Here is an 11272-nt window from a genome sequence, read left to right on the forward strand (position 1 = left end):
CGTGATTTAAAGCACACCTATTTATGGATAGACCTACCTATGAAAAAAACCGCTGAAGTTGCCAAAGAAACGACCGTGGATATTGTCTGCGATATATGCGGGAAAAGTGTGGTACCTGATGCGTATCGCGCACTCCAAAACAATCTAAGTGAGTTCCAAGACTTTGCCGTGCTTCATGCTTCTTTTGGATATGGCTCGAGTCGAGATGGCGAAAAAGTACATTTTGACTTATGCGAAGCCTGCTTTGAGACATTAGCTGAATATATTGAAAAACTAAAGCGTGTTTAGCGTCTGAGATTAAAGCCTGCGGCATTGTGACAGCGCCTATTTTCTTGGCATAGTTACGCCCATATTAAGGTTTCACATTACGTTTTTGAGAGGGCCTCGTGTACCGTATCGTTTTTATTATCATCGCGACCAGCTTGCTTCTCGCCTCCGGTAGTACCTATGCCGATTATATAAAGCAAAGTAATAGCGGTATCTGTCACGATCCGTATAGCGCTTATTATGAGCGAACAAAAAATTATACTCGATACGCGAGTCTAGAAGCGTGCATACAAAATGGCGGCCGGCTAACCGCTGGGCATAATGCTCAAACTGAAAGTCAGGATTCTGACAAGGATTATGATCGCAGTCGCTTCCGTCATTGGATTGATGACAATAGAAATTGTCTCAACACTCGTCATGAGTTACTCAAATCACAATCAACCGGACCAATAGTCAGAGACGAATCAGGATGTCGCGTCATTCATGGTCGCTGGAATGACCCATACACCGGTGAAATATTTTTAGAAAGTCATCATGTCGACGTCGACCATCTCGTTCCACTTCAATGGGCATGGTTCAATGGCGCAAATACATGGAATGATGACAAACGAGAACGCTTTGCTAATGATTCACGGAATCTTTTTATTGTGTCGGCGTCCGCCAACCGAAGCAAAGGGGCGAAAGGCCCTGATGAATGGCTTCCGCCAAATGAAGCGTTTCATTGCCAATATGTCACAAGATATCTTCGCATCCTTATTTTGTACGATTTCGCTGAAGAAATTCGACAAACGATAAGAAGCATTCAAAATAATATCTGCCAGTAAAAAACTATCCCACATTGATGAACTATCTGGGCTTCAATGTATGTTCAGCTTTATCAGTGACGAACATCCAGACCTCAGGGGTTACCAACTAGAAACAAAGCGGGTGACAATGCGCTATGTCTAAAGACAAAAGCTTAGCAACTTACATACAAAGTGTTGAACAACAGGTTATGTCTATTGAGCAACAGCTGCAATTATTGCGTCAACACCTAAGACAGCTTCGCGTCGAGATTTCGAAAGAAGATAGGTTGCGACACCATGTGACTGACAATAGAGCCGTGGTACACGAACCGCAAAATAATCTGGGCTCGCAATCGAAAATGCCGGAAAAGCAAATTCTGAGGCTCAAAGAAGTTTGTCATATCACAGGCTTATCACGATCAACGATTTATAAAATGATGAACGCCGATGAGTTTCCCAAAAGTATTCAGATTTCGGGGCGAAACATTGCGTGGGCAAAGTCGGAGGTCGATGCTTGGATTGAGCGAGTACTTGGGCAGGGTGAACGCGGATAGCACCCCCTGCTTTTATGGCATTTGCGAATATTTCAGAGAACTTAAAATCGTAGTTATATTTGATGACTTATCAAGATTGAAGTGAGAAAGTTTAAGGCTAACAGTAATGTAGGAAAATCGATATGAATCGAGAGTTATTTAAGGACATTTTTAACCTTGGCTACATTCAAGACCACTGCCAGCTATGGAGCAACGGCGAAACAGTGATTGGGCGGAGGATACCTAAGGATATTAACTTTTCAGCAGTCCAAGATTTTCTGGCCGCTCATCCAGATGCGGATTTAATGCTCGAGGAAGCGCAGAGTCACTTTGATGATAACGAACCTTTGAGTCCTACCGCTACTGATCTTATTTTTACCTATTTAGATGATGTACAAAAGGCTATCGGACAACACTAAATACTGTAATCTATACTCTCAACCACTTGCAGAGCATCTTTTATCGAACACAGAGGGTTGTCACGATGAATGTAAACGGAATAAAGCTTCAATTCCAACCCGTAACACTAGCAAAAGATACCAAAACGATAGAACAAGTTGGTCAACTTTTTATGACCCATCCCGCGACCAACAGATTTGAAATCAGTGACCTAAAGAGCAAATTAAATGCTAAATACTTCTATGTCATTACGGGTGATAATAACGCGTTAATTGCCGCCGCTTCGGCATGTGTCGATGAGTCTAACAGTGCTGTGTTTAAGATTTTGAACTTCATCGTTTCAGCCCGATATCGAGGGCTTGGAATTGGAGCGTGGTTTTTAGCGAAGATTGAATCTGAAGCTAGAAAAGTCTTAGCATCACTACCATCAAACACTTCAAATCTCAAAATTGGCGGGATTCCGGGCGGCGACTCCGCTTTCTTTTATATTCGTCAAGGATATGAATCTCAAGATTTTTTGCTCATCAAAAAATTGTAATTAACTAAACAGGGCGTTACGGAGCGCTCGAAAAATCAAGCCTTACCAACAGCGGTTCCACGCTGTGATCTCTACCCTGAAGTGACACCTCAATGAAGAATATCGACAGATGCCTGGCCTTGTCACTTATAACCAAAGTATGCGGCCCCATAAAAAACGATAACCTTAATTGTTTGACCAATAATCTCCCCGAGGTTGTCCAGCGCATCGCCAATCTTCTGCAAATTTGACCGGTTGTGGCGCCACGACACATCCATACGCGTCCAGCTGCATTAGGATTTCTAAGCTGTAGTAGTAAGGAGAGATTGGCCATCAGTTTATAGGTGACTTAGAGTGTTTTTAGCTACCTCGGGGTCATCTCAATGAGATGCTAATATAGTTATATAAACTTTTTATCATAGTAAGGTGCCGGTAAATTTCAGGCCTTACCACTGAGCAAAAACACTGTGATGCGGCCTGTGGCCTTTAAGTTATCCGATTAAAGTACCTTAACGCCGAAGGTGACTAAGTTCGTCTTGGGCGTCGAACCTGACTAATCGCTCATTCTTGGATTGATCATTAAAGTCCACATCACGCTCGTTGCAGCCGTGAGCTAGTGCTACCTGAATACTCAGTGCCAAAAGCGGAAATAATAATTAGTCACAACGAGGTATGCGCTTTTCTATGAGATTAGGGCAAGTCCCGTGTTCAAATCTTTGTTTTATGGGAGTTATGCACTTTTTGCCACAGGCAAATTTAAATCTGCACTTGAAGAGCATGACTTTACCGGCATGACGTTTGATGAGAATTTAGCTGGCGTATTCTAAATTCAAAGTGTATTGCCATGAGAACCTGTCGTTTGGCGGATTTACTGCTATTCTGCTGGTATCTATTAAATACGTTACTGGCGGCATGATGGAGCGACTTTATGGTTACAACAGAACTTGTTAAAGGCAGCGATGGCAATCATATCTTAATTATTCCTGAGGAATTTAAGGCTGAATTCAGTGGAGTAGATAAGGTTGATATATGTCGCGAGGGAGGATGTCTGATTATCACGCCGATTCGCAAAAGCTGGTCATCTCTTGCTGATGCTGAACGAGCTGATGAGAATTTTCTAAATTCACGACCGGACGTCATCACCCCGAATAGAGATTCAGAATAACGGGCTATAACGGAATTGATTTATGTGCGGCAGACTGAATGTTATCGACAACCCAGACGTAATAGAGCTATGTGAGGGACTGCAAATAAGCTTGTTTGCCAATCAGCCCATATTCAGTCGGTTTATCCGAGCCACTCAGCCTGTCAGTATCGTTCGTGAGAAACAAGGCGTGCGCCGGATGGATACCGCAATCTGGTGGTTACTACTCGATAAATCGGATACTGGCTTTAAACCCTCAAAGTACACCTCGTTCAACACCCGTTACGACAAACTTAATGTAAAAAACTCAGCGGGTTATCAGCCCTTTCGGCATAGCCGCTGCGTAATACCGGTTAAAGGATTTGGCGAAACAGAATATGTTAACGGCAAACCTATTCATTACCACGATATGGTAGCCAAACAGGGAGGTTTATTCATGGGAGGTTTATGTCGTGAGTGGTTTAATTCAGAAACGGGTGAGAGCGCTTTATCCTGCTCAGTGATCACCTTACCACCTCATCCCAAACTGAAAGACATTCACTCTAAATCGATGCCATTGATATTGCCGCCACAACCTGAACTCCTAAATAGCTGGCTGGATGAGAGTATTACCAATCCTTTGATGTTTGATGAACTGTTAAAGCCCAGATTACCCGTGAATATAATTGCTTGGCAAATTGATAAACCCAGTACACATAAATTAGTAGCCCCAAAATTTGAAATATCGGCTGATATCTAACGACTGGTATTTAGGCACAATGATGGACATGAGGCGGTGATGTCAATTTTAGCTCCACGTTGACTTAAGCGTCGCCTAACCTGCCAGCTAAGTACCAACAGAGACATAGACCCAAGTTTAATGGAAATCTCTGGTAAGGCCTGAGCATTCTAGAAAACTCAGACCTTACCACTATCGACAAACTAGCTGTAAAGCCGACGAAATGCTATTCTGAGTATCAGGTTATTTGGGCGGGATATCTGATGAGCAGTAAGTCATTATTAATTCGTGTGCCGGCTATGACGGTTATGATGTTGAGTATTCAACTACATATCAGTTTTGTTCAAAGCAAAAAGAACAGAGCCTACTTAGTTCTCGCTTCGGAATACTAAAGTGCACCACGATCGCTACATCCCAAAACCTGTGCAAAAGCCTTTACTTAACCTGAAGGATAGGCTCGGGTTGGCTGAAGACTACCCAGCAATGCACCGCGCCATCGTACAAGGTTTTAAGTTTGACACCGTCGCTTCTATAGCGCATGAAACCGGGCTGTCGAAAACCGAAGTTTTGAATGCGCTTAACCTTCCTCATTGGACAGTAGTCAAGAAAAGAAAGCACCGATGCTTTACCACTATAGAAAGCAATCGCATTTACGCGTTAATAGAGGCCATAACGGCCGCTGAGGCGCTATTTGAAGGTGATCTGCACGAAGCTGTTAACTGGTTAAAAAGGCCTTGCACAGGTCTCGGTCAGCGTTCACCCTTTGAGAACTTAAACTCGTTCTTTGAGCTTCAACAGGTACTTTCTCTTATCCATCGCTTGGAACACGGTGTTTTCAGTTAACGACGGACGTTAAAATCGCAAACTGAAAATTAGTTTTCAAATACCTCGCCGACTTTAAGCTAGGTGGTCAATGACACACATACTTGCGACACAGGCTGAACTGGTATGTTAATTTGCAGGCGAAACTAATCCACGATTTGCATCTAAAATTGCTCCATCCGATTGCAAATTTTCTCTTTGCTAAAGCAAGTACCCCTTTTTTGGAAAACATGAACGTTACTCACTCTTTGGAGCAGAATTCGACACAAATTAAGGCGAGCAATGGTTCAACGCTTACTGCAAATTAATAGTCAGGAGCTAACTCGCGTAAATAACGCCCTGATAGTTTTCCATTAGTTAATACTAAACGCTAAGGATCATAAAAAGTCTTTTAAAATAACCAAGCAAACAGCGAATAAATAAACCCAAGATACAGCACCCACTTAAACCTAGAGACTATCCCCGACATTTGCTCAAAAAATTTAAAAACGGACGATGGTTCCATGTAAACGCTAATCAGCGGTTCGAAATTGAGACCCTTAATAATCGGAAGCCAATTATCTTTCATGATTTTGCCGTCCTGTTGAAAGTATACACCATGTCCACCAGTATATATTCGTGTATAAAGCTTTCCCTGCGATGTAAGGCCGTTAAATCCTCGGCGCCCTGCCATTCCCGTCCCAACAACCAAAGCGTTCGTGAAAAGCAGGGGTACGTCTTGATTACCACACTCGTTGTAAACACTTATGTTATGCTCCTTAATTATTTTATGGACCGGAAAGTTTTGCTTTAAAACGCTTCCTGAAAGAATTATTGAATCAATCCTCGATAACAAATCCCTATCTAAATTATCTATCAACGAATTCATAAGAGCGTACGTACCAAAGCTATGTGCTACACAAACAAGTCTTTTATTGGGATTCTCCTCGATCCAATTAAAGAACTGCTCTGAAACATCCTTTACAATTCTCCGCCGTAAGAGAGGAAAAAAATACTTGACGGGAGCATATTTCGGATACTTATAGTGACTAGGCTCAAAGTCAATGATTTCCTCATCAGAACGAATTAAACCTTCAAGCTTCTCTTGCCAGGCCCCATAAGTATTAATCCCATGAATAGTGAAAATAGAAAATTCTGTTACTCGACTAGAGCTGGATGACTCGGCTTTCAAAGCATGATTAACCTGTTTAATAACTGGAGAAAGCCAAGAAAAATCGTGCTCAGCAGCGTAATATATTTTGAAACCTATCGAATCAATTTCATCCTCAAAAAATTTAGCTTTCTCACGCTCCGAGGTAATACCAATTATTCTTGTTGGGACAGTAGGGAATTTTTTAGAATTTATTCGCTTCAATATTTTCAATCCACCATTAGGTGATTTTTGAAGGGAATCACTTTTTTCCGGCAACACTAAGTCTATAAATACGACCGAATAGTGAATCTTTCTTAATTTCGCAATTGCATCCGAAACGTTACTAGACGTTTGAATGTCTACCTCCTTGATATCCAGGTTCTCTTTTAAATAGTCGGTTATCCGACTTCTTCTTATCTTCGAGTCATCTATTATTAAAATCTTTTTCATGCTTTATTAATTAACGAAATTAATTCGTCTTTCCAAGAGGTTTGGAAACCAGAATAAGATATACAACCAAGATACAGGCTGGGATATTTACGCTGAGCCTCGCGGTGAATATCACTAAGGTTTTTCAAACTCGGATTTTCAGAGAAAGTTGAATGCTGAGATAAAAAAAGAAACTTAATCGAAAGTCGCTTATGCTCTATCTTTCTTGCAATCTCCAAACCTGCGTAAGGCTTAGGTTGACCACCGGAATTATCGATGCTGCTGCGATCAAACGTTGGTAAACTCATATCCAGAACGGCAACATCGAAATTAATATCTTTTATTTTTTTTAAAGCAGACGAATAGGAATAAGCAAAGTCAATATCTGCATTAGGAAAACCGAGTCTTAAAACCTCTCCAACTTTATCTTTCTTATGAGTGTTATCTTCGACTAAAAGTATTCGCGTCATGATTCATCCTCTCGGCAATACGAAAACCTGATGGAATTCGTCTTCCTCGACCTTGACCCTGAATGTAGCCTCCAAGCCAAAGGCGTCTCTCACGAAAGAAAGCGACTTATAAAATCCCGTACCCCCTTCCGTAGTAAGGTGCTCAGGATTTATCGTCGAAACGTTGTCTTTAAAGTCGTCGACAATCCCGTTATTTATAATATGTCTATACTGCTCCTTTGAAATGGAGTTCTTTATTGTTAGCTCTAGCGTCTTGGGGCTAATCAAATTATCGATTTCAATATTAGACAAATTAGATCGATACTTCATTGCGTTCAAAAGAGATGTTACAAACCCTCTTATAAAATCAGTACATTGCTGATAATCCATATCCATATCATTATCAATGTCGTTTACTTGGACTTGAATATCGATTGGACTATATATGCCTTCTACATGGCTTATAGCTACCGCTACCGCATCTTTGAGGCGCACTTGGCCTCCTGCGTTTTCTTCAGCCCGCCTGAACCATTCCATAACCTGGGGTAGTTGTTCAAGGAAGGCCTGTCTGGCTTGACCAAATGAATCCTTTAGGTCAACTAACTCAGTGTTTAATTTAGAAATATTGATCAGTGCTTCATCAATTATAACTTCAATATCTTTTTTTAAATTTTCATTGATTAATTTGTCTAATTTTTGAATTGAAATATCAACCATTTCCCAAACAAGATCTTCTAAAGAGATTAAAAAAGCGTCAACATTTTTGCTTTCCTTTAAAATAACCTTTAATTTCTGAGACTCATCTTCACCAAGGTTAAAGGCAAAAATCCCCTTGCTGTCTCCACCGCTTGAATTAATTGAAAACCAGTTATTAGCATTAGCCAAAGTCTTGTCTATACTGTGCGAAAAATCTTTAAGAATCTCATCAACTCGCTGCGTTAGCATTGGTTTAAAAGTAACGGAAAGCCTGTCTTTCCAATACTGATTTCGTTCATATTTACCATCTGGCCCTATGGACGTCATTAACATCGAAGCCTCGAAAACGCTTCGAATCTGGCTCTCAAATACGCCATGTCTTATCTCTGAACTTAAGTATCGTGCTAACCCAAAATTATCGTCGTTAATGAAATCACTCATGAGCACATAGAACGTATGCGATACGAGCAATTCCTCAAACGTCTGAGAATTTACATCTTCGCCCTCTATGTCTGAAGACCCAACTACCGTTCGAGCTAAAGAAGCGCTATCGAGCTCGTTATAAACATCTAGGATGCTACCGTAATCTTCACGCCTAGCATCCCGAAGAGCGCGTGTATTAATGTAAATTTTGTTATTAATATGACTAGAAGATATTTTCTGACGGGTTAGTCGTTCATATATTAAGTTCTCTTCTTTCGTTAATGATCCATCTTTATATCCACGGACTTTGCTAACCAAAGAAATAATTCTGATTCTTTCAAACAATAGCTCTTGATTATTGCCAATTAGATAAAGCCCGGACATTAACTCAGTGCTACATATATCACTGAGAAAGAATAGTTGCTTGCAATCTATAGACGAAGTTGCCCATATACTTTCAAGTTGACTTGGAAGTTCAACATCACTATCGTCTAAGAAGTCCTCAACAGCTTCCGCTGCGTCCTCTTGAGTAGCAAGATCGCTGTACTTATAAACTAGACATAAAATAATCGTGAATGCCAGCGAGCATTTATTGCTCACATGCTGCCTGCTTTCAAGTATGAAGCGAATAGGGTATCGATTTATTTTTGAAGGGTCAGCAATTAACTCCTCACAAACATATTCAAGCAGCTCATCGTACTCTTCCATCTTCATAAGCGCAGAGCAATAAATGTATGAATAATCAGACGGAAATAAGTCTCGCTTTTCTCTAATCGCAGATAGTGATGACTTCAGCTCTTCGACCTTTAGCTCATTATTTTCGGCCTTTTTAACAATCTCTATCTTCTTAGCTCTGGTCTCGTTTAAGCTACCTGTAGCGGAATTATCATCGACATGAATAAAGGAAAAGGGTTTACTGAGAGCTGACTGAATAACACGCATGTATTTTGGGGTCAAAGTTTTATTGACAACAAAGCATAGTCTACTGATCGATCTTTGTTTCTTACTGTCGAGAAAAGGGTAACGGGTTTCCAGCGTAGCTTTGAGGTGATTGATTTCTGGTATCAAGTGAGCTTTAAACGCTATAGTGTTTAAGCTTCTAGTGTAGAAAGACTCTGTCTTATCGTCTAAAAGCACTTGAGCAAGCAAAGTCGGCATGCTTTCGGCTACACTCTGATGTCCAACAGAAGATTCTCCTTCCTGTTTACTCGCTTCATCGTCCTCATCTGAGTTCAGCGTCTCACCGGAGTATGCTATGGAGCGTGAAAACATTTCTAAGAAGCAAAAGTCGAATGTCTCAGCCTTAATGCGCTGATTGCATTCCTCAACGACTTCCAAGTACCGGCCCTTCTTATAATTTATGAATATTGAATCGGAAGTAACATGTTCCATCGTATTAAAGTGACCTGAAAGAAGCTCTATAAGTTTAGTAATTGATGTACTGTCAATAGCCGCCTCAATTGATTTCAGAGAAGTTAGCACCAATTCTTTGTCGTCGACATCCTCTGATGAAATCTTGAATGACAAAGCCTTTCTAAAATGATGAAACCTATCGACTGGACAAAATAATAGACAATTCGACAACGCTTGGCTAAGGTCGAAATCATACAGATCCGAAGTAGGGAGAAGTGCGATATTCAACATATCTGCATAATGGTTCATTTTATTGTTTCGATATGTAGATATAACACTACCCACTACCTTTTCTTTATAAAACTCTTTATCTTTTCCAAACTGTTCGGCTAGCAAATTTAAAATATGCTTTACGGGGCTATTTTGTCGGGTTTTAAGGTAGGCGTTGAGGCCATCTTTGTCTCGTGTAAGTGAAAAGTATGCCATTGTCATTTCAAAATGCCATATACTGTTTCCAAACTTATCATTTGCCTCAGTTAGGATTGCCTTAGCAATCTCATATTTTCCATATAGGAAAGCATGATTGAGTTTTGACTCCAGATTTAAAAATACTTTCATTTCTTCAGCATTACGAAGAATAGAATTTGCAATCACTTGAAGCGAAAATCGTAGAGGAAAGTCTTCGTTGTAAACCCTGAGTCGCTCTTCATCTCTATGAAGTCCCTCGTAATTCAGAGCCTCCCTTATTGACTTATACCTAAGAGCAGTATCAAGCAAGCCAACAATTTCCTCTTGCGGAAGTTTGTTCGCTAAGTGAGCGAGCCCTCTTATTATCTGGCCTTTATTGCGAGTTGGCTTTTTCAAGCTTCCTAAAACTAGCCCGATAAGTTGAATGTACTGAAGCGATTTCAATTGGTTTACCTAGTCCCCTTTTGTCTATCAGCCTATTTCTAAGTATGCATTAAAGGAGGCTCGCTCGTATAGTGATACATATAGTTCAGGTGATGCGAAGATATTAGTTTATCAAGGCTTCTTCCCTCAAACGAATCCGTTCATTTATTCACCAGAAATTTCTAGCCGATCACCAACCTCATAGCCCAAGTTAAAGTGCCTAATTCCTAATTACCGGCACAGATCTAAACTAGAGTTTTCCAGTTTTTCCCAGTAAGCCACTGGTGGTAAATTGGCAAGGCTTTCATGGGTTCGTTCCTCGTTATAATCCAACCGCCTGAACCATGGCATTTCGCGAACGTGACTTAGAGAGTCGAACAAGCAAGCGTTCAGGGGTGTTAATTTGCAGGCGAAACTGATCCACGATTTGCGTCTAAAATTTATCCATCTAAGTGTAAGTTTTCTCAATGCTAAAGCAAGTACTCCTTTTTTGGAAAACGTGAGTGCTACCCACTCTTTGGATCAGAATTCGACACAAAATAAGGCGAGCAATGGTTCAAATCTTTCAGCAAATCAACGGTTAAAGGATCGAGTAGGAGGAGGCCTCACGGCCTCCGTCCTCTCACACCACCGGGCATACGGTTCCGTACCACGGCGGTTCATAGGTTACATTTGAGCCGATGGTAACTGTCCATCAGCGATATCAATCCCAGT

12 protein-coding genes and 1 pseudogene are annotated in these 11272 nt (G+C 40.9%); 9 read left to right on the forward strand and 4 right to left on the reverse strand.

Annotated elements, in window-relative coordinates:
* The first annotated feature begins 39 nt into the window (after window positions 1-39).
* From CWE13_RS07385 to CWE13_RS07420, 9 genes are all read left to right on the forward strand, one after another.
* Window positions 40-288 carry a hypothetical protein gene (locus tag CWE13_RS07385; protein WP_126807282.1) on the forward strand — a complete coding sequence of 83 codons (249 nt, stop codon included), beginning with the start codon at window positions 40-42 and terminating at the stop codon, window positions 286-288.
* 98 nt (window positions 289-386) lie between these two features.
* Window positions 387-1091, forward strand: coding sequence for an HNH endonuclease family protein (locus tag CWE13_RS07390; protein ID WP_126807284.1), 705 nt, complete (start codon window positions 387-389; stop codon window positions 1089-1091).
* A gap of 116 nt (window positions 1092-1207) precedes the next feature.
* Complete coding sequence (locus CWE13_RS12630) at window positions 1208-1606, forward strand: helix-turn-helix transcriptional regulator (RefSeq protein WP_241973650.1); 399 nt, start codon at window positions 1208-1210, stop codon at window positions 1604-1606.
* A 122-nt stretch (window positions 1607-1728) separates the two neighbouring features.
* On the forward strand, window positions 1729-2004 hold the full coding sequence (locus CWE13_RS07400) for a hypothetical protein (protein ID WP_126807286.1): 276 nt from the start codon (window positions 1729-1731) through the stop codon (window positions 2002-2004).
* 65 nt (window positions 2005-2069) lie between these two features.
* Window positions 2070-2522, forward strand: coding sequence for a GNAT family N-acetyltransferase (locus CWE13_RS07405; protein ID WP_126807288.1), 453 nt, complete (start codon window positions 2070-2072; stop codon window positions 2520-2522).
* Window positions 2523-3205: 683 nt separating this feature from the next.
* Window positions 3206-3328, forward strand: coding sequence for a hypothetical protein (locus CWE13_RS12690; RefSeq protein WP_275540857.1), 123 nt, complete (start codon window positions 3206-3208; stop codon window positions 3326-3328).
* Window positions 3329-3429: 101 nt separating this feature from the next.
* A complete protein-coding gene (locus CWE13_RS07410; protein WP_126807290.1) occupies window positions 3430-3666 on the forward strand; it encodes an AbrB/MazE/SpoVT family DNA-binding domain-containing protein in 237 nt (78 codons plus the stop codon).
* Between the two features lie 22 nt (window positions 3667-3688).
* Entirely contained in the window at window positions 3689-4384 is a 696-nt protein-coding gene (locus tag CWE13_RS07415; protein WP_126807291.1) for an SOS response-associated peptidase family protein, read from the forward strand.
* Window positions 4385-4756: 372 nt separating this feature from the next.
* On the forward strand, window positions 4757-5206 hold the full coding sequence (locus CWE13_RS07420) for an antitoxin Xre/MbcA/ParS toxin-binding domain-containing protein (RefSeq protein WP_126807293.1): 450 nt from the start codon (window positions 4757-4759) through the stop codon (window positions 5204-5206).
* A gap of 370 nt (window positions 5207-5576) precedes the next feature.
* On the opposite strand, the gene CWE13_RS07425 is transcribed toward CWE13_RS07420, so the two are convergent.
* The 4 genes and pseudogenes from CWE13_RS07425 to CWE13_RS07440 all read right to left on the reverse strand — a co-directional run.
* Window positions 5577-6767: a response regulator transcription factor gene (locus tag CWE13_RS07425; RefSeq protein WP_126807295.1), complete on the reverse strand. Its 1191-nt coding sequence runs from the start codon at window positions 6765-6767 to the stop codon at window positions 5577-5579.
* Window positions 6764-7216: a response regulator gene (locus tag CWE13_RS07430; RefSeq protein ID WP_126807296.1), complete on the reverse strand. Its 453-nt coding sequence runs from the start codon at window positions 7214-7216 to the stop codon at window positions 6764-6766. Before CWE13_RS07430 ends, CWE13_RS07425 begins: the two co-directional genes overlap by 4 nt.
* 3 nt (window positions 7217-7219) lie before the next feature.
* The gene (locus CWE13_RS07435) at window positions 7220-10579 is read right to left on the reverse strand and encodes a hypothetical protein (protein WP_126807298.1); all 3360 of its coding nucleotides are present in this window, start codon (window positions 10577-10579) and stop codon (window positions 7220-7222) included.
* Between the two features lie 210 nt (window positions 10580-10789).
* Window positions 10790-10951 (reverse strand): annotated as a pseudogene (locus tag CWE13_RS07440) (integrase core domain-containing protein); the annotation flags it as partial.
* Between the last annotated feature and the right edge of the window lie 321 nt (window positions 10952-11272).

Origin of the sequence: Aliidiomarina shirensis (assembly GCF_003987345.1) — a bacterium.
GTDB lineage: Bacteria > Pseudomonadota > Gammaproteobacteria > Enterobacterales > Alteromonadaceae > Aliidiomarina > Aliidiomarina shirensis.

Excerpts from the sequence above, each read along its gene's own strand:
- CWE13_RS07385 (WP_126807282.1), top strand. The coding sequence starts at position 40 with ATGAAAAAAACCGCTGAAGTTGCCAAAGAAACGACCGTGGATATTGTC.
- CWE13_RS12630 (WP_241973650.1), top strand. The coding sequence starts at position 1,208 with ATGTCTAAAGACAAAAGCTTAGCAACTTACATACAAAGTGTTGAACAA.
- CWE13_RS07400 (WP_126807286.1), top strand. The coding sequence starts at position 1,729 with ATGAATCGAGAGTTATTTAAGGACATTTTTAACCTTGGCTACATTCAA.
- CWE13_RS07405 (WP_126807288.1), top strand. The coding sequence starts at position 2,070 with ATGAATGTAAACGGAATAAAGCTTCAATTCCAACCCGTAACACTAGCA.
- CWE13_RS07410 (WP_126807290.1), top strand. The coding sequence starts at position 3,430 with ATGGTTACAACAGAACTTGTTAAAGGCAGCGATGGCAATCATATCTTA.
- CWE13_RS07415 (WP_126807291.1), top strand. The coding sequence starts at position 3,689 with ATGTGCGGCAGACTGAATGTTATCGACAACCCAGACGTAATAGAGCTA.
- CWE13_RS07425 (WP_126807295.1), bottom strand. The coding sequence starts at position 6,767 with ATGAAAAAGATTTTAATAATAGATGACTCGAAGATAAGAAGAAGTCGG.
- CWE13_RS07430 (WP_126807296.1), bottom strand. The coding sequence starts at position 7,216 with ATGACGCGAATACTTTTAGTCGAAGATAACACTCATAAGAAAGATAAA.